Annotated in this window: 17 protein-coding genes; 8 read left to right on the top strand and 9 right to left on the bottom strand. The window is 45.9% G+C overall.

Translation table 11 applies throughout. The annotated features are described in order from the left end of the window. Positions 1-17: 17 nt before the first annotated feature. The 4 genes from ACOMHB_RS10695 to ACOMHB_RS10680 form a co-directional block, all read right to left on the bottom strand. Positions 18-785 carry a DUF5020 family protein gene (locus tag ACOMHB_RS10695; protein ID WP_422133243.1) on the bottom strand — a complete coding sequence of 256 codons (768 nt, stop codon included), beginning with the start codon at positions 783-785 and terminating at the stop codon, positions 18-20. A gap of 307 nt (positions 786-1092) precedes the next feature. Further along, the gene (tusA, locus tag ACOMHB_RS10690; RefSeq protein WP_448216603.1) at positions 1093-1338 is read right to left on the bottom strand and encodes a sulfurtransferase TusA; all 246 of its coding nucleotides are present in this window, start codon (positions 1336-1338) and stop codon (positions 1093-1095) included. Positions 1339-1349: 11 nt separating this feature from the next. Beyond that, the gene (locus tag ACOMHB_RS10685) at positions 1350-2675 is read right to left on the bottom strand and encodes an MATE family efflux transporter (RefSeq protein ID WP_448216602.1); all 1326 of its coding nucleotides are present in this window, start codon (positions 2673-2675) and stop codon (positions 1350-1352) included. A 46-nt stretch (positions 2676-2721) separates the two neighbouring features. Next, complete coding sequence (locus ACOMHB_RS10680; RefSeq protein WP_448216601.1) at positions 2722-3372, bottom strand: alpha/beta family hydrolase; 651 nt, start codon at positions 3370-3372, stop codon at positions 2722-2724. 198 nt (positions 3373-3570) lie between these two features. Here ACOMHB_RS10680 and ACOMHB_RS10675 point away from each other — a divergent pair, with 198 nt between their 5' ends. From ACOMHB_RS10675 to ACOMHB_RS10655, 5 genes are all read left to right on the top strand, one after another. Continuing rightward, positions 3571-5052, top strand: coding sequence for an MATE family efflux transporter (locus tag ACOMHB_RS10675; RefSeq protein ID WP_448216600.1), 1482 nt, complete (start codon positions 3571-3573; stop codon positions 5050-5052). A 101-nt stretch (positions 5053-5153) separates the two neighbouring features. Further along, on the top strand, positions 5154-6077 hold the full coding sequence (locus tag ACOMHB_RS10670) for a Dyp-type peroxidase (RefSeq protein WP_448216599.1): 924 nt from the start codon (positions 5154-5156) through the stop codon (positions 6075-6077). Between the two features lie 152 nt (positions 6078-6229). Then, complete coding sequence (locus tag ACOMHB_RS10665) at positions 6230-7234, top strand: HlyD family secretion protein (protein WP_448216598.1); 1005 nt, start codon at positions 6230-6232, stop codon at positions 7232-7234. 50 nt (positions 7235-7284) lie between these two features. Beyond that, positions 7285-8160, top strand: a complete 876-nt coding sequence (locus tag ACOMHB_RS10660; RefSeq protein WP_448218629.1) for an ABC transporter ATP-binding protein — start codon at positions 7285-7287, stop codon at positions 8158-8160. After that, complete coding sequence (locus ACOMHB_RS10655) at positions 8160-9287, top strand: ABC transporter permease (RefSeq protein ID WP_448216597.1); 1128 nt, start codon at positions 8160-8162, stop codon at positions 9285-9287. The genes ACOMHB_RS10660 and ACOMHB_RS10655 overlap by 1 nt, the downstream gene beginning before the upstream one ends. A gap of 158 nt (positions 9288-9445) precedes the next feature. Here the strand turns inward: ACOMHB_RS10655 and ACOMHB_RS10650 are convergent, their stop codons facing one another. Next, complete coding sequence (locus tag ACOMHB_RS10650) at positions 9446-10045, bottom strand: hypothetical protein (protein ID WP_448216596.1); 600 nt, start codon at positions 10043-10045, stop codon at positions 9446-9448. Between the two features lie 304 nt (positions 10046-10349). After that, entirely contained in the window at positions 10350-12047 is a 1698-nt protein-coding gene (locus ACOMHB_RS10645) for a hypothetical protein (RefSeq protein ID WP_448216595.1), read from the bottom strand. A gap of 479 nt (positions 12048-12526) precedes the next feature. Between ACOMHB_RS10645 and ACOMHB_RS10640 the strand changes: the two genes are divergently transcribed. Continuing rightward, positions 12527-13177 carry a hypothetical protein gene (locus ACOMHB_RS10640; protein ID WP_448216594.1) on the top strand — a complete coding sequence of 217 codons (651 nt, stop codon included), beginning with the start codon at positions 12527-12529 and terminating at the stop codon, positions 13175-13177. A 35-nt stretch (positions 13178-13212) separates the two neighbouring features. Here the strand turns inward: ACOMHB_RS10640 and ACOMHB_RS10635 are convergent, their stop codons facing one another. The 3 genes from ACOMHB_RS10635 to ACOMHB_RS10625 all read right to left on the bottom strand — a co-directional run bounded on the left by ACOMHB_RS10635 (position 13213) and on the right by ACOMHB_RS10625 (position 14885). Then, positions 13213-14196: a transposase gene (locus ACOMHB_RS10635; protein WP_448216593.1), complete on the bottom strand. Its 984-nt coding sequence runs from the start codon at positions 14194-14196 to the stop codon at positions 13213-13215. Positions 14197-14293: 97 nt separating this feature from the next. Beyond that, positions 14294-14581 (bottom strand): helix-turn-helix domain-containing protein, encoded by a 288-nt coding sequence (locus tag ACOMHB_RS10630; RefSeq protein ID WP_422133231.1) that lies wholly within the window; start codon positions 14579-14581, stop codon positions 14294-14296. Next, entirely contained in the window at positions 14574-14885 is a 312-nt protein-coding gene (locus ACOMHB_RS10625; RefSeq protein WP_448216592.1) for a transcriptional regulator, read from the bottom strand. The genes ACOMHB_RS10630 and ACOMHB_RS10625 overlap by 8 nt, the downstream gene beginning before the upstream one ends. A gap of 291 nt (positions 14886-15176) precedes the next feature. Between ACOMHB_RS10625 and ACOMHB_RS10620 the strand changes: the two genes are divergently transcribed. Both ACOMHB_RS10620 and ccoN read left to right on the top strand, forming a co-directional pair. Beyond that, positions 15177-16361: a hypothetical protein gene (locus ACOMHB_RS10620; protein WP_448216591.1), complete on the top strand. Its 1185-nt coding sequence runs from the start codon at positions 15177-15179 to the stop codon at positions 16359-16361. A 722-nt stretch (positions 16362-17083) separates the two neighbouring features. After that, positions 17084-18526 carry a cytochrome-c oxidase, cbb3-type subunit I gene (gene ccoN / locus ACOMHB_RS10615; RefSeq protein ID WP_448216590.1) on the top strand — a complete coding sequence of 481 codons (1443 nt, stop codon included), beginning with the start codon at positions 17084-17086 and terminating at the stop codon, positions 18524-18526. The last annotated feature ends 6 nt before the right edge of the window (positions 18527-18532 follow it).

Here is an 18532-nt window from a genome sequence, read left to right as displayed (position 1 = left end):
GACAGATATGAAAGCTTTTAGAAATTTGCCTGCACTATGAACTGTGGCAGGTTTTGATCCTGCCCATCACGACCAAGCTTGTTTTTCCAGTAGTTGTATTCAATGCCGGCGTAATATTTGCCTTCTTTACCGAAGAAATCACCCACATCCAGTTTTAACTGAGGCTGTGCAATAATTTGCATTTCGACATCTTTACCCGAGTTATTTTCCGTAGCATTAGTAATATCCACAAAACCGTCAAATAACCATTTAGTTGAACCTAGAGAAAAAGGCACGGCCCAGGCTGTAGTAAATTGAAAATTGTCATCCAACTCAACGTCAAAAGAGTCTTTGCCATTAGCACGATAATAAACGGCAGTATCCAGGAAGATAAAGCCAGGTACATTCCAACCGATTGCACCACCCAATAAAATATTATCCAGATTTACCGTCGCAGCATGTTCCCACTGTGTCGCAAAATAAACGTCCTTGATCACAGAGTCTTTAAAGCCTTCACCTCCAGTAAGCGAAAAATCAATATGTACCTCACCGTAGGTATCATCATTATCAACGTCATCTTCTACAAAAGAACGATCAACAAAAGAAAAGCTCTTACCCCAGGTGTATGCAGCAGCATGCTCGAGAGTTACCACCTGGGATTTACCCTCTTCACCGGAAAAAGCATTCAAATAGCCGTCACCGGTCAAATAAGTTGCCGAGACATTACTCCACAGGATATCCGCTTGAGCGCCTGCAGAGGCAGCAGCAATGGTTGCAGCAATAGCGGCTTGTTTCATTAACTTCATGATTATTCCCTTCAGGATTTATTGTAATAATTCTGTTCTGAATAAATGCACGCAATTATTTTGAGCGTAACCCGTGCTTTTATAGCTATATATCCAATAGCCGCTGTATCAGCGTCTGGTATAGACAATGCAAATACCTGACCAACTCGTCAACTTTATATAAAAACTAACTATTTAGTCAATTTTCTTCAATTTCTCTACCGCAATGCGTTTCGCAACGACCCAGCATGGTGCATAGCGCACCATACTGGGACCCCGGAACAGTTATGTGAAATGATTGCCAGATTAAGTAATACTGTTGTACAGGCTAGGTACCGGCCTTGCGAATCAGGTAGATATACTGTTTTTCCAGCTGCTCACGAGACAGCAGCTCATGATTCAGAAAGTTACAGAACTTGGGAATATCACGCTCGGTCGAAGGATCAGTCGCTATAACCCTGACCGTTTCTCCCGTCTTCATGTCCCTCACTTTGTTATGCAACATCATGACCGGCTCCGGGCAGAGCAGACCTGAAGTATCCAGTTCATGATTGATTTCTATAGTCTCCGACACATTCACTCCTGTTATCTGACCCAAGACCCGGACCGACTCAGGGATCGATAAACAATAGCCAGCCCTGCACTGCGGGCCAGCATAAAGGCACTGTAGGCTAACCACAAGCCGTGATTTCCCATATCCCGGGTGACATACCAGACCGGCAGGAAAACAATTAACGTTGCCACCAGCATGGTGTTTTGCATCGTATCCGTTCGCACGGCACCAATAAACACACCATCTAGCCAATAGCACCAGACAGCAAATAATGGCATGGCGGCCAGCCAGGGCAGATAGATGTTGGCAGTTTCTGCGACAGCAGGAATATCCGTCAACAAGCCAATGATGCCCTGCCCCACCAGCGAGAAGGTGAGGAAAAACAGAACGGCACACATGAGCGAGCAATAGCCTGTTACCCTGACAATCTGCTTAAAGCGATCTTCTTTTCGCTGCCCCAGAGCTTCGCCGCTCAGTGCCTCGGCAGCGTGGGCAAAGCCATCCAATCCATTGGAAATCAGCAGCAACATATTCAGTAACAGAGCGTTGGCAGCCAGTATATGACTACCGCTCTGGGCCCCCTGTGCCATAAAGAAAGCCTGAGTTGCAAGCAGACAAAGCGTGCGAACAAACAGATGTCGATTTAATAACAACAGGCGGCGCATAGAGCCCGGATTCAGAATCCTTGCGCGAACAAAGCTTCCGGACATACCTCTCAAGGTTTGACTGACCATCCATACCCCCAGCAAAAGGCTGGTATAATCAGCGATCACTGTTGCCACTGCTGCGCCTCGGGTAGCCATTCCGAGACCCATAACAAACAGCAGATCCAGAATAATATTGACCACATTGGCCAGTACCAGAATAAACATGGGCCCCTTGGGACGATGCATTCCGATCAACCAGCCGACGATCGCGTAGTTAATCAAGACCGCAGGAGCTGAAAGTATTCGGGTGGTGAAATAGATTCTGGCCTGCTCGGTCACCTGAGGAGCCGCGTTAAATAAAGGCAGGGCAATATCCAGAAGCGGACGGTATAAAAGGATCAGGAAAACACCGATTACAACAGCCAGCAGGATCGACTGGGCCAGCCACTGCCGGGTTTCCTGATGATCATCCTGACCCAGGGCCTGAGCCACCAGTCCGGTAGTACCCATTCTAAGGAAGCCAAAAGCCCAGAACAGCAGTGTAAATAATGTACTGCCAATGGCGACACCTGCCAGGTAAATATCACTGGAGAGATGCCCCAGGACCCCAGAATCAACCAGACCCAGCAGGGGAACCGAAATATTGGAAAGAATAGCAGGCCAGGCAAACTTCCAGACCCGCCGATACAACGCTGCTGTTGAGGTCAACACCAATCCTCACTATTGCCCGACAGAATTGAGACTATTCTATGAGACTTTAGTTCAGACCAGTATACGTAAACTTTGTCTTTATGAAGTCAGAGATCTTTTGTGCGGCTTTAACCAAATGCTGCTGATGAGTAAAACCCGATTTTATCCGGGGTTTCAGATCATGATTACCGTCCGCCAGCCAGTGAAGCTCAATATTCTCTGACAGTTCATAGCCCTGAACGGTTGCATAATCACCCATGGCATCCCGACTGCCCTGCACCACCAGCATGGGTAATGGGAAATCGGCAAGATGCTCTGTTCTGGGCCTGTCCTGTTTACCCGGTGCATGGAACGGGTAACCCAGACATACGACGCCACTCAACGAAAGATCAGTCATCTCAGACACCAGCAAGCTGGCCATTCGTCCACCCATTGACTTACCGCCAACATGCAGAGAGCCGCTGTATTCATTTTTGATTTGCCCGATCACATCCTGCCAGCATTGTAATAATTTTGGCTGCCTGTCCGGTGGTCTTTTTTTTCCGGTTTCTCTTCGCTCTCGCATATAAGGGAATTCAAAGCGCACGACACTGATACCTTCTGTCACCAATAAGTCAGCCATTTGATTCATGAAATCACTGTCCATGGCCGCGCCGGCACCATGGGCCAGTATCAGTAATGGGGACCCGGTTTCAGCCCGGTTCCAGATAAGATCCATAGAAAAACAGTCCGCAATTGCTAAAGCGTTTTATTGTAACGCCATTTAACCGACCCGTCGCCGGGATCTGAACTAAGCTGGTCGAAACACAATATCCTGTTCACTGAGCAAAATACGGCTCTTTACTATCCAGAATTCTAACGACTTTTGTCGTTTTATGCCCAACTCACCTAAACAGTGTCGAAAGGTTAGCCTACGATGACCCATGCCCGCTTTACCCAGGGCTCAACAATGAAGCACGTCATTGTTATGAGTCTCAGCAATGCAGCGAGCATCACTACGCTCTTTTTTGTCGACCTGCTCGACCTGTTCTTTCTCAGTTTGCTCGGTGAAAAATATCTGGCTGCAGCTATTGGTTATGCGGGCACTATCCTGTTTATCACTTCCGCTTTGGGTATTGGTTTATCCATTGCCGCAGGGGCTCTGGTCTCCAAATCCATTGGCAGCCACAACCGGAAAAAAGCCTGCCAATATCAGGTAAACATCTGTTTCCTGGTGCTATTAGTCAGTGTCACGCTGGCCATCCTCTTCTGGCTTCTTATTCCGCAAATGGTTGCTCTGTTGGGAGCCACCGGACGAGTTCATGAACTGGCCGACAGTTACCTGCATATTGTGATTCCCTCGATGCCTCTGGTCAGCCTGTCCATGACCCTTGGAGCCGGACTCAGAGCTGTTGGAGATGCCAGGCTCTCAATGACATCGTCACTCTCAGCCGGTGCTGTGAATGCCATCCTGGACCCCATTCTGATCTTTCTTCTGGAACTCAGTATAGAGGGGGCAGCCATTGCCTCAGTGATGGCCCGTGTCACAATGTTTGGTATTTCCTTTTACGGTATTTTTTATAAACATAAACTCTACTCCCCCTTTGATTGGTCGCTTTTTTGCAAGGATCTCAAAAACATTCTTGCCATCACCCTCCCTGCCATTGCCACCAATCTGGCCATGCCTTTCAGTGGTGCCTGGATGGTTCGCTATATGTCACATTACGGCAACAGTTACGTAGCAGGCTATTCCATCATTAACCGGCTGATACCTGTTGCATTTGGTGTCATTTTTGCCCTGTCTGGCGCGGTTGGACCCATAATAGGCCAGAATTTTGGGGCAAGACGCATGAGCCGGGTCAGGGAGTCGCTTCGAAATGCTATCCTCTTTAACGTGTATTATGTCCTTGTGATTTCAGTCATACTGTTTTTACTGCAGGACATTCTCATTCAGGTGTTCAGAGCCCGGGGTGAAACTGCCAGTCTGGTGTCGTTTTTCTGCAACTGGATTGCCATCAGCTTTTTGTTTACAGGAACTATGTACGTTGCCAATGCGGCCTTTAACAATCTGGGCAAGCCCGGATACTCAACCCTGTTAAACTGGGGCCGGGCGACACTGGGTACAGTCCCTTTCATCTGGGTCGCCTCTGAATATATGGGGGCTTATGGGGTAATGGTGGGTCAGGCAGCCGGAGGCGTCCTGTTTTCATTGATAGCAGTCTGGCTGAGCTTTCGAACCATTGACTCCATTGAGAGCAAGATTATCAGGCAAGACACTATTGCCAGCCTCATGACCCGTCGGGAAGAGACCACAGCCTGTCCTTTCCAGCCGATGTCATCGGAATGTTCGCAACTGGCACAAATGGCTGAAGAGGGTGAGTGCGAAGAGGCCCGCAATCTATCCGATAAAGCCAGATAAGCGTATTGATCCAAACTATAAACCCCTTCATGCTATGCAAGGTAACCTGACAGAAAACAGACAGGTTCCCATTGTTACGAAAACTGACGTTAGATTTGGAAATGAGCACACCACAATCAGGAATTACTCCAGAAGCCAATACCGATGCCTGCTTTCTGGTTTTAACTATCAGACAAGATGCAGACAGCCTTGAACAGATTAGAAAGACCTGTGCACTGATTCCCCGACTGACTGAGGAGCTCAGCCAACAGTATCCCGATGCAAGGCTGTCCTCCACGATCAGTATTGGCAGCGAGGCCTGGGATGTTCTGTACAAAGACGGTAAGCCGGCCCTTCTTGCTCCTTTCAAAGCACTGACAGAAGGTGACCGGACTGCACCTGCCACTCAGGGTGACCTGCTGCTTCATATCCGTTCCAACCGCCGGGATATCAACTTTATCCTGTTGCACAGAGCCATGGATCATTTTGGACAGGCGGTTGACATTCAGGAAGACGAGACAGGTTTTCGTTACCTGGACAGCCGTGACCTGAGCGGGTTTGTAGACGGCACCGAAAACCCACAGGGCGATGACAGAGCCAGCGTCACTCTGGTGGGTGACGAAGATCAGTCGTTTGCCGGTGGCTGCTATATCCACACCCAGAAGTGGGTTCACTTGTTCAAAAAGTGGGACAAACTGGCAGTACCCGAGCAGGAAAAAGTGATCGGGCGCACCAAGGAAGACAACATTGAATTCAGTGGCGAAGAAAAAGCACCAACCGCTCACGTAAAACGTTCCAACGTCAAGAACAGCGAAGGCAAAAGTATGGAAATACTCCGTCACAGTATGCCCTATGGTAATGCCAGTGAGGGAGGACTCTACTTTGTCTCCTACTGTCGCACTCCAGTCCATTTTGACAAGATGATGGAGTCCATGATCAAGGCCGATAACCATGGTCACTACGATCACTTGATGGATTATTCACAGGCCGTCACCGGATGCGCATTCTTTGCACCCTCGGTTGAGTTCCTGACATCAGCTGGGTGATCGACCTTAAACGTCTATTTGAGTACCGATCTTCCCCGATTCCTGAGTGATTCGGTACTCACTGCTTTCCTTCTCACAGACTTCGGGTTCATCACGTATTAGACATTGGCGAGACAGTTATAAGACGTCTCTTCGTTTTGTGTCTACATTTGTTGGATGTTAATCGTCACGAAACACACCTTCACTCTATGAACCGATTGCTAAAAAGTCATCTTGCGTTAACTACAGCTGCCGCTCTGACACTCCTGCTTTCCGGCTGCTTCTCTTCCGATCACCATCAGGCGCTAGGGACACTTGAACGAGACAGAGTCACTCTGACAGCCACCGCTTCGGAGCTGATTACAGACATTCTTATCCCTGAGGGAAACCCTGTTAAAACCGGTCAATTGATCCTGAAGCTGGATGATCGCAAACAACAGGCCGCTGTTGCTGCCACCCTGGCCGAAACGGAGCGGGCACGAGCCTACCTCAATGAAATGGTCAACGGAGCAAGAATGGAAGATATAGCAGCAGCGAGAGCCAGTGTCGGGCAAATAGAAGCCCGGCTGGTGGATGCCAACAAAACGTTTCAGAGAAACGAAGTACTGCTAAAGCGCAAACTGATCAGTCAATCGAGACTGGATCGGGCGAGAGCAGAACGTGATGTGCTTATTGCAGAAAAAGTGAATGCCAACGAAAAACTCCTGAGTCTGCTCAATGGCAACCGCCCTGAAGCCATAGAACAGGCAGAGGCTTCTGTGAAAAAGGCATTAGCCAATCAGTTTCTGGAACAGAGAAAGCTGGAGGATCTATCCATTTATGCGACAAGAGACAGCTGGCTGGATAGTCTGCCCAGAGGCCAGGGCGAGAGAGTTTCAGCAGGCAGCACACTGGCCATCCTGCTGTTGAATGAAGCCCCCTATGCCCGCATTTACGTTCCAGAACCCCATAAGGCGGCTGTACACGTAGGCGACCATTTAACGGTACATGTTGATGGCGTAAAGACAGCCTTTACTGGTCAGGTACGCTGGGTATCTCTGGACCCGGCTTTCACTCCCCACTATGCCCTCAATGAAAGGGAACGCTCCCGACTGGTTTACATGGCCGAAGTACAACTTCCAGAAACCGCTGCCGATCTGCCATCAGGCCTGCCTGTACAAGTGGACCTTCCCCTGTGAGTCGCCAAGCTATCTCAGCCACAGGGCTGACCCGCTGTTTTGGTGATTTCATGGCCGTGGATCATCTGGATTTGAACATTGAAGAAAAAACAATTTTTGGCTTTTTGGGGCCTAATGGCAGTGGCAAGTCGACTACGCTCAGAATGTTAACCGGTTTACTGACGCCCAGTCAGGGTGACATCCGTGTTCTGGGGCTGGACATACCTGAACAATCAGAAGCCCTTCGACGACGTCTGGGGTATATGACCCAGAAATTCTCTCTGTATGGCGATCTTTCCATAGAAGAAAACCTGAAGTTCATGGCACAAGTTTTCAACCTGCCGGGCAGAGAGATCAATAAACGCATTGATAGCCAACTCACGACCTACGGTCTGGATCGGCGCCGCAAGCGTATGACGGGCAGTCTCAGTGGTGGTCAGCGGCAGAGGCTTGCGCTTGCAGCAGCGACATTGCACAAGCCCGAATTATTGTTATTGGACGAACCAACCTCAGCGGTAGACCCTGAGAACCGCCGCGATTTCTGGGAAACACTTTTTGATCTCTGTGATCAGGGAGTCACTATTCTGGTGTCCACTCATTACATGGATGAAGCTGAGCGCTGCCATAACCTGGCCATTCTGGAGGGTGGCATCAAACAGGCCGAAGGTTCACCCAAACAACTCATGGCCGATATACAGGCCACGGTTTTGGAGGTGAACGGCAATCATCTTCGTCAGATCAGGGAGATTCTGGCAGCCCGATCAGAAATTTTATCCTCAGCCCAGCAGGGAACTCGCCTCAGGGTTCTGATCAGCAACAGGATCACTGAGCCTGAAGCCTGGTTACGAAGCCAATGGCCGCAAGAAATGAAAGACAGAACCATTGAGAGGGTGCGTCCCAGTCTTGAGGACGTATTTGTTCATTGCACTCGACAGCGGCGACAGTAGTGGAAAAAGCTTCAACCCTGTCAGGCGTGAGCAACAGCCTGCAAAGAACCTTCTCAGTCCTGATGAAGGAATTTCGACAACTGTCACGCGATCACGCCACCTTTGCCATGATCGTTATTATTCCTCTGGTTGAATTGCTGCTGTTTGGCTTCGCTATCAATACCGATGTCAGAGAAATACCGGTCAGTATTGTGGATACTAGCCAAACTTACTTCAGCCGGGCTCTTGTAGAGGCGCTGAAGGCGACTCAGGTGATCAGAGTTGTTCGACAGGATAGGCTCCCACAGGAAGCGGAAGAGGCACTCCTGAACGGAAAAGTCAGGGCTACCCTGATCATTCCAACTGACTTCAACCAGCGCCTGGACGATGGCAGAATCCCCGCGCAATGGCTGGTTGACGGCTCAGACCCCATGATCAGCTCAGCTATTATAAAGCTCCGGGAGATGCCATTGTCTGCCATTGCAGGCATTGCGCCAGAGCCTTCGAGAGAGCTTTTCAGAGTTGCTCTTTATTACAACCCGGAGCAAAGATCCGTCGTTAACACTGTTCCTGGTCTGGTGGGCGTTATTCTGACCATGACGATGATTATGTTCACTTCTGCCGCACTGGTTCGTGAACGGGAAAGGGGTAACCTGGAACTGTTGATAGCAACACCCGTTCACCCGATAGAGCTGATGATTGGCAAAATCATTCCCTATATTTTTGCAGGTTTTATTCAGACCGGCATTATTATGTTACTGGGTAATCTGATTTTTAATGTGCCCTTTGTCGGCAGTATTTTCCAGATGTTACTGGCTACCCTGCTGTTTATTTCTGCCAGTCTGACACTGGGGCTGATTATCTCCACCTGCGCGGAAACGCAATTGCAGGCTTCACAAATGACCATTTTCATTCTGCTGCCTTCTATTTTGTTGTCAGGGTTTATGTTTCCTTTTGAAGGCATGCCAATCGCTGCGCAATGGTTTTCCGAACTCTTGCCTGCAACCCACTATATGCGGTTGATGAGGGGTATTATTTTAAGAGGCGCAGAATTAGAGGGCATGACAACAGATGTTGCTTACCTGGGCGTTTTTACGATCGTTGGATTAGTGGCTGCAGCAAAACGATTTAAGAAGAGTTTGGATTAAAAGCACTTATCAACATGCACAGGGCTGATCAACTTTGAAGATGCCAAGATGGCAAGAAACAAAAAAACTGCAAGGAAGAGCCTGTCAAAGTGGCCTGATATGTCGTAAATATAACTCGAATTAATCAGACCTTATTCTACGGTTCCCTTGTCGTCTGGTTATTGTCTGCTTACAAAATCAAATAACCATTTCAGATCTTCTGGCAACACAGGTAATATCTCTTCCAAATCAAGATTATTTTCCATAAAAACAACAAAAGAGTTAATTATCAGGAAAGGTAAAGACCCTATAATGACATTGAGTTCAGAAAGGCTATTGGGGGCTGTAAAATTACCGTACTTTAACGTTTTCCACCAATAATAATAAATAATTAAATGCAGCCACCTTTTATCAACTAATGCATGGTTACACTCCCATAGAGAGTCAGCAAAAGGGTCTGCACCAAAACTGAGCAATGCAACAATTTCAGATATCGTTGAGGCATCATTTAAAATATGTGCGACCCTCAAACTATTATAGGTATGTGTATAGGTAAATGAATTCGGGTTTGCACCATGCTTAAGCACAAAAAGCAGCATTTCCAATGAACCGGAATTAAGTGCGTCGGACACGGCGTCATTCTCTCTTTCGAGCATATAACCTTTCTTGATGAGCTCTTCTATTGCTGTAAAATTGTTACCTAAAATAGCATCAGAAAATCTCCCTGCCACAGAAAATTGCGTAAAAAAAAAGATAAGAATGAAAAAAAATGCTTTCACTGCGTCACTTCCTCTTGGATCACTGTTTGTGAACTCTAGTAGTACTATGACTCTTGACAAATGAAACTAATCAAAACCCTTCATCGGTTATGCTCACACACAATTCCAACAGCTGCACTCTGTGGTAGATGGCCTCTGATCCGGAGAATCCCCTCAGACAGCCATCGACCTTATTGTTTATCAAATTTTTTTGAACATTCAGGAAAAATATGGACCAATAGTGAAGTTGTATGAAAATACCCGATATTTCAGTGACAATAACTGCCTCAAGAGCAAAAACGGGCATTATAATGCTCTGAACTACTTATTCAGAAAGAGACTGTGGAACAACGACTTTACTCCAGTCAATTTCAAGCCACCCTCCGGGTAAATCCTGTGAAGTTGTATTTCCTTGATTAGCTTGAGTTCTGGCCACTTGATCAGCAGGCACTATCAACAACCAATGATTAGAAGCATGAAGCAACATCATACAATGACGATTTTCATGTAACGCTTCAACAATTTCGTTTTGATTCTGAAAGTTAATATCAACACCATCTGGTGTTATCAAGCTAACCTGAAAAGGACATCCTGAAGTGGGAGCATTAGAAGCTATATCAAACATTAAAATATTTTGGTTGATAAACGGGGCAATCAGGTAACGAATATGATTATCTTCAAGCCACATTCTATCCGAATGAGACCCATTCATTTCATTGGCCATTGATACGAAAAAGTCAGGTTCATCACCTTCATCAACCCGTTCTTGCGCTCTGGCAGAAAAATATTCAAATACGTCACTTGCCGTTAATTCATCTGGATTTTCAGTCATTTCAGATAAAAGCTCATATCTATTGTTTCTGATCCAACTGAGGATAGCATGCCAGCCACAGTAGCCATCAGTTGGCATATTATGAACCTCAAAGCCGAGCTCATTTAAATATTTACTCGTATTTTCCAGACTGTTAGAACCGTCTGACTTTACTCTTTTGAAACTATTGACAATTCCCGTCAGAGCAACGAATAAGGCTTTAGTGATGCTAAAGACATCTGCCGAGGTTTTAGTGTACTCTCTGCAGGCTTCATAGATATTTTTAGCTTTAGCAGTAACATTAGTGCCAGTGCTGGGGCTTTCTTCAACAAAGGTTTCCAGTTGGTTGTAGCTTCTGGGAAATGTCCATACACAAGCATTGTTTGAACCAATCATTCCGAAAGCGCAATAGTCTTCCTGATTCTGTACGCTGCTGAGGGCCAGCGTTTCGCAGGATTTCTTCTGACATACTAATGATGGAAAAAAAATCATAGAACCTTTATTTCTCTCTCCTTTCCTTCTTACACCGGACTTTTCAATATCCAAACGAACATTGGAATCTAGCTGAAAAGTCTGGGAATTATTATGGTTTTCATTTCCAAGAGGAATAATAATTCTAATGTATATAAAACCATCTTTTCTTCTGTCTTTAGTTTCAATATTCCACCCAAACCACTCAAGGCTCTCTAATAAATAGTCTTTACAGTCATTTCTCGACTCTTCATCACCAAAGCACTTAAATAAAAGCACTACTTCCAAATCAGAGATTTTACTAACAAATGATTCAGCAAACTTTGACTCTCTATTTTTTTGCTCGATAAATGACGTATAAAAAAGATGATACCAAAAAGACTTGGTAATAAAATATTGAGTAAAACCTGGCTCGTCATCTCCAAAATCAAAATAATGCAAATAAAATTTATAATCATCAGAACCCTCAGCAAAAACCCCAAACTCACGAGAAGGAACCAAAAAACAAGAGAATGGGTTTTTTAAATGTTTCATAAAGACGACTACTGCTTTACGACTCCCTTTATTTTCATCTTTAACATCTTCTATAGAGTAACTGAACTCTGTATTAAACTGATAACACCCATCCATCAAGAATTTCAAATTAGATGGTTCGACAACGAAAAAAACTCTTAAATCTTCAACTGCTCTTGCATCTTGTAGATAAATTACTAATAGCCAAAAAAAGAAGTGTCTATACATTCCAAGACTCCTGTATTGTTATAGCCGTCAGAAATTAGGGCGAAGCCTACATGGTAGACTACAGGATGCCATTTCAATCAAGTTTTCCATACTTGCGCCCCTACTGCCTGTAAATCTGTAGCAGATGACCCTGGAATGAAAGATCATACACAAAGCGCGTTTTCGTCAGACTGGCAAAAGCGTCGTGGCATTGCCGACTTGCACCCACTCACTTACTGGGCTGATCTCTCGTCGTTTATAGTACTTTCGTACATTTTTTACTCAGATTAATTTGCTACCAAAGGCTGGGATCTTTCAGTACCAGCAGGCGTGCTTCTGCAATGGTGTCTGAACAGCTGCAATCACCGGCCACTCCCGAAGACTCATAAGTACTCAACCGGCTTTGGCAAGCTTTTCAATTTTTTTTAAAACCTTTTGAACTTTTTCGGCAAAATATCATCGTATAGAGTAATGAGTTGGAATTATAAAGGACTATATCCATGCATTTACCACCAATCTCCTCACAGCCAAAGCACATCTCGGCAGATACGACTTGCCAGGCGGGCCCGTGCCCGAAAATTACCAAGCGGTTGCCTGTAGATGACACTCTTTCAGATGAGCAACAGAGCCTTCATCCCATAAAAACAAGAAAAATAACAACCCTGGAAAAACCAGCAGGCTATTTCACCGTTGGCGAAAAATACAAAATATCATTAATGGAAGATTACCTGCACGGAAACACTCAGCACTTCAGTGACGATGACTGGCTCTATCTGATAATAAAAATGGGTAAGAGGATTATCAACAGAAAAAAACAGGAAGCATTTCAAAAAGAATCCAGTAGAACAAAAAAAGAGTGTTTTTTAATAAAAATGACCAAATTACAAATATTGAGATACAAAATTGAAGATGTAGTTCATCATTCGCACTTAAAAGAGAATAAAGAGAATAAGACACCCATAAAGAATAAAGAGAATAAGACACCCATAAAAAATAAGACATTCAAAAACTGTAACCCCAAAAAGGATCAGAAAATCTATCTTCGAATAGCTTATCACCGAGCCACACAACAGGATTCGACGAACAGAGGCTGCTCAAGCCATGATTCAGACAATACAAACCTATTTCGACTTAAAGTCGAGGAAGGATAAAGAGAAAGTGTTTAGTTCCTTAACTGACTTCTACGCTAACCTGTCAGGTACAAACAACTGCAGGCGTTTAAACCTCGAAGCCACTTCTGTCCGGCTTCAAGTGCAAAGGCCTTCATCGCTTCCAGACGGCCAACTGCCCGATAAAAACGATTATTCCATTGCATGGTTTTCAGCCACTCATCCGGATCAATGTCCAATCTTTGAAGAATAGGAGGGGTACACGACGGGATCGAACCTTTCTTATCTGTCCTGACAATGCGGCCACTCCAGTCAACCAGTTCCAGATAGTCGTGAAGAAGGTAGGGAAGGGCAACGTCCGTATTCTGGCCCTGCGAACAAAAAGGTTTCAGGGTCAGCGGCTGTTTTTTAGTCTCAGAATGTGTAACCTGCTCCACGCGTTCCTGAATCGACGTGTAGTCGGACTCTTCGGGTGTTTCTACCTTTCCAGCCCGAATCGGATTCAAGTCAACATAGGTCATGCAGGTCAGTAACGCTGCTTCGTCCAGCAATGCCTGGCTTTTAAAGCGACCTTCCCAGAAGCGTCCTTTACACTCGTCTTCTTTGTTGGCCTCACGAGCAAGATGTTCATTCAGGCAGCGCATAAACCAGCTGATATCCGTTAAACGACGCCGGTATTCCTCAGCATATTCATCAATACGGGCCAATTCAGCGCTGCCCAGTTTGTCAGCGGCCAGATGCCTTTGCACCAGAAGTGGGCCTGTAAACAAGGTCGTCCAACGGTGAAGCACTTCATTCCGTGACCAGCCTCTGGCAGATGACTGATTGATGTGCAAAACCACGTGATAATGATTCGACATGACAGCGTAAGCGCAGACTTCGATAGCAAAGACTGAAACCAGTTCCCGGAGTTTATCCACCACCCACTGGCGGCGATGCTCGTAGTTCTTGCCAGTCAGGTGGTTCTCTCCACAGAGGTAAGCCTGACGAACACATCTTGCCATGCAGTGGTAATAAGGCGTTGAACTGGGGTCAATCAGAGTATTGCGGGCCTGAGCCATGGACTCACCTGTCCTGGTAAAAAATCAGTGATGGATGAAAAAGTAGACCAGGTGGATGATAAAGCAAATTTATGGATGTCCTTTTTATTTCTATGGGTTAGCGTAACTCTTGAAATACTTCAGGACACTGCTCTGCTATTCTGAGCAAGGCTTTTGCCGGACCTTGTGGCGTTCTACGGCCTTGCTCCCAGTCTTGAATGGTTCTGATACTCACTCCCATGAAACCAGCAAATGCTGATTGTGAAAGTTGTAATTTTTGTCGAATTTCTTTGGCTGGAGATGGCTCTGAAAGAGTAGAAGTTTTCAACTTTCCCTTACCTGATTTAAAAGCCTTAATTTCTTCTATACCATCAAGAATTTCTTGGCCGATATCACGATCATTCATTTACGATAGCCTCCGCAATCTTTCTAAGTATGTGGCCGGGTATAGAGGCTTGTTCAGACTTACTGTACATTGTGAGCATCCATATTTCATGGTCACTCTTTTTCCAGTAATAAATTACTCTAACGCCACCACTTTTACCTTTACCTTCTGGTGCCCAACGTACTTTACGGACACCTCCGCTACCACGAACAATGTCACCAGAATCAGGTTTCTCCTGAAGGTGCCATTGCAACATTCTGTATTCATCATCTGACAAATAATAAGAGAGTATCTTGGTAAATTTACTTGTTTCGATGAAAATCATAGATTAGAAGTATACGGCATTGCCGTATTTTGTCAAATTCACCTATTTTAATGGCTCTATTCCTGAAGAAAACAAATTTATGGGTGTCATTTTTTTTTCCCCGTTGCGCTGGCTGTTGTTGCCAGCAATCTAAAGCGATTAGGTAAAATTTTTCTGAGTAGAGATCGTCAATAGCTTTCCAGCCTGTTACCGGTCAGTTTTTGTTTTATCGTGCTATGCATGAGGGTTTTGCACGATTTGGAAAGGGTGTTTTTGTTTATATTTCACACAAATGAGTATAAGAAATAGCCTTTGCTTGCCGTAGCAGTAAAGTTCAGTCGCTATGAATGGATGTCAGTCAGAATTGTGCTGGGTTTTCTGACAGGCACTAATTATGCGTGCCAATTAGATCCAACAAATTCCAAAAACCCTCATTACAGGTCCGAAGAAGGGTTAAAAAAATCTGCTATTGATATAGGGAAGTATGCAAGATACGGACTGTCATTCGATGGCCTTATTAAATCGCAGCATAGTAAAGACTTATGTGTTGACTGGTCAGGTCTGTCAAAGTGGATGACTTTAGGGCAACTGATTTCTTATGGATATGGCAAAAATGAAGCTTTTCCCGGATCAATTTGTAACTGGGTAGAAGACACTGAACGCTCAGATTTATCCTGGTCCGGTCTGAGAGATCTTGGTGACAGCCAAATATTTGTTCCTGATAGGGGTGGTGAAAGGCGGTTGCACTGCCTGTCCTCTGAAAATGCTTTGAATGTTAATTTCTTTCCAAAAGTCGGAAACCTGTTAGCATTTTTTAATGCTCTTATGGATAATATCGTTGCCATTGTTATTGTTTATGCCCGTGGAAAACGTTTATCCCATGAGTTTCATTACCAAAACCCTACAGCTGTTGAAGATGTAAAAAGATTTATCGGAGATATTCTTGAGCATTTTGTCCAGGGATATTATGCAACCGATACAATAAGCTTACAGCAAGCTCTTGGGTTGGATAATACAGAGTTCGAAAAATGGCTACATAGAACCTCATTAGAAATAGTCTATTGGTCCGCTATGCAGCCGTATGAAATGACGGAGGATTTTTTTATTTCAAGATATGATCATAAGTACCAGAACTATTTCTCACATATCAAGCAGAATAAAAGACCTGATCCAGAGATAATGAAAACTTCAAAGGAAATCCATAATGATTCACTTTCTCATAAAGCGGACGATGATAGAAATCATGATTTTGGACTTGCACATATGTTTGGCTTTCCCTTACAGGCCTTTATAAAAGGGCTGTGCAAATTATCTATAAACATTCTGGAACAGCAATCACCTACTCACTCTGATGAATACGAACAGTTCAGTTCAATAGCCATCTGGGTTGTTATGCGGCTACTGGCGTTTCTTCCAGCAATAGTCAGATCTCATGCAGAGCAGACTTTTGTGCTTCTGGCTTCTGCTGACACTGACACAAAACTGAACATCCTCTGACAATGGCAGAAATTGACAGCAATGACCCATCTTACTCGTCTGATACAGCCCTGACCCCATGGCGATCCTGACAGACTCTATACAAAACAGGCCATCACAAAAGATTTCAATACATGGCAGCCATTCATACCCAAAAAGCATTAGCAGGCCAAGTAATATTTCTGTATGATTGCGACGGGTTTGGCGGTATCACAAAACTCTGCCAACCGATAAGGACCGGATAATAACCAGAAGTGTGCAAGATCAGGACTATCGGATCAGGATCAAAACACTCGGAGTCTGAAGGTAATAGGTCAGTCCCAAGTCATTCAGCCAGAGCCTGAGGATCTCTGTCAGGTAATGAATTTGACAACTGTCTTATATCAAACACTCGCGAGCGCAGCTTTTTGGCCGCCCTCATGAGCGCAACGTTCCGACTCAACTCGTTAACTGCATTTTTACTAACAAAAAATTTGCAGGAAGCACGGCCTTACGTAAACCCGGGGGAGCTGGCCAGTAGCAAAGAATATCTGGCCTGAAATCCAGTAAAACAGTTTCACCTTTACTTTTCAGAAGACTTTGGCGACCAGATAGCCTTGGCCTGACTCTGAAAACACTGCGCCCAGTGTCAAAGTGAATACCAAAATTGGAATGTGTTACTGGATTTTCGGTCAAAGTTGCAAAGCCTCAGGTTATCTCCAAGTCGTAATAATTGTTAGCAGAACCCGAAGGTAACACGGAGCATGAGCACTGCAACGATACAGCCAACCTATAACTATAAGGTTGTCAGGCAGTTTGCCATCATGGCGGTGGTTTGGGCCGTCGTCGGGATGGGGATGGGACTGTTCATCGCTACCCAGATGGTATTCCCTGAACTGAATCTCGATCTACCCTGGACCAGTTTTGGCAGACTGAGACCCTTACACACAAACGCCGTTATTTTTGCATTTGGAGGCTGCGTCCTTTTCGCCACCTCTTACTATGTCGTTCAGAGAACCTGTCAGGCTCCACTGGCCATGCCCGGACTGGCGTCTTTTACTTTCTGGGGTTGGCAGCTGGTGATTGTTCTGGCCGCTATTACCCTGCCTATGGGCATGACTTCTTCAAAGGAATATGCCGAACTGGAATGGCCCATCGATATCCTGATTGCCATTGTCTGGGTAAGCTACGCGATTGTCTTCTTTGCCACAATCATGAAACGTAAAGCCAGGCACATCTATGTTGCCAACTGGTTCTTCGGTGCCTTTATCATTACTGTTGCGATCCTGCATATTGTCAACAGCGCCTCTGTACCCGTCACCCTGACCAAGTCTTACTCTGCTTACGCTGGCGCTATGGATGCCATGATTCAGTGGTGGTACGGACACAATGCAGTAGGCTTCTTCCTGACCGCTGGCTTCCTGGGAATGATGTACTACTTCGTACCCAAACAAGCTGAGCGTCCGGTATACTCTTACCGCCTGTCTATCGTGCACTTCTGGGCACTGATCGCCATCTACATCTGGGCAGGCCCACACCACCTGCATTACACCGCACTGCCCGACTGGGCCCAGAGCCTGGGTATGGTAATGTCCCTGATTCTGCTGGCTCCATCCTGGGGAGGCATGATCAACGGCATCATGACCCTGTCCGGCGCCTGGCACAAACTGCGCACCGATCCAATTCTGCGTTTCCTGGTGGTATCCCTGTCCTTCTATGGTATGTCGACCTTTGAAGGCCCTATGATGGCCATCAAGACAGTCAACGCTCTGTCTCACTACACCGACTGGACGATCGGTCATGTCCACTCCGGCGCACTGGGCTGGGTAGCCATGGTCTCCTTCGGCTCCCTGTACCACCTGATTCCCAAGGTGTATGGTCGTGAACAGATGTACAGTGTTGGCCTGATCAACGCTCACTTCTGGCTGGCTACTATCGGAACCGTTCTATACGTTGTGGCTATGTGGGTCAACGGCATTACCCAGGGCCTGATGTGGAGAGCTGTAAACAACGACGGCACCCTGACCTACAGCTTCCTCGAGTCTGTAACCGCCAGCCACTTTGGCTACGTTGTCCGTGCAATCGGTGGCGCCTTCTTCGTAGCAGGTGTTCTGATCATGGCTTACAACTTATACCGCACTGTCAGACAGGGCAGTGAAAACCAGCAGGAAGGTGAAGTTCAGGCGTCACCTGTACAGACGGCCTGACCGGGG

The organism is Endozoicomonas sp. 2B-B, assembly GCF_053470045.1.
This window is presented reverse-complemented; position numbering and strand designations above follow the sequence as displayed.

Bases quoted from the DNA above. Each gene is read 5' to 3' on its own strand.
- ACOMHB_RS10695 (WP_422133243.1), bottom strand. From the start codon at position 785: ATGAAGTTAATGAAACAAGCCGCTATTGCTGCAACCATTGCTGCTGCC.
- ACOMHB_RS10680 (WP_448216601.1), bottom strand. From the start codon at position 3,372: ATGGATCTTATCTGGAACCGGGCTGAAACCGGGTCCCCATTACTGATA.
- ACOMHB_RS10675 (WP_448216600.1), top strand. From the start codon at position 3,571: ATGACCCATGCCCGCTTTACCCAGGGCTCAACAATGAAGCACGTCATT.
- ACOMHB_RS10670 (WP_448216599.1), top strand. From the start codon at position 5,154: ATGAGCACACCACAATCAGGAATTACTCCAGAAGCCAATACCGATGCC.
- ACOMHB_RS10660 (WP_448218629.1), top strand. From the start codon at position 7,285: ATGGCCGTGGATCATCTGGATTTGAACATTGAAGAAAAAACAATTTTT.
- ACOMHB_RS10645 (WP_448216595.1), bottom strand. From the start codon at position 12,047: ATGTATAGACACTTCTTTTTTTGGCTATTAGTAATTTATCTACAAGAT.
- ACOMHB_RS10640 (WP_448216594.1), top strand. From the start codon at position 12,527: ATGCATTTACCACCAATCTCCTCACAGCCAAAGCACATCTCGGCAGAT.
- ACOMHB_RS10635 (WP_448216593.1), bottom strand. From the start codon at position 14,196: ATGGCTCAGGCCCGCAATACTCTGATTGACCCCAGTTCAACGCCTTAT.
- ACOMHB_RS10630 (WP_422133231.1), bottom strand. From the start codon at position 14,581: ATGAATGATCGTGATATCGGCCAAGAAATTCTTGATGGTATAGAAGAA.
- ACOMHB_RS10625 (WP_448216592.1), bottom strand. From the start codon at position 14,885: ATGATTTTCATCGAAACAAGTAAATTTACCAAGATACTCTCTTATTAT.
- ccoN (WP_448216590.1), top strand. From the start codon at position 17,084: ATGAGCACTGCAACGATACAGCCAACCTATAACTATAAGGTTGTCAGG.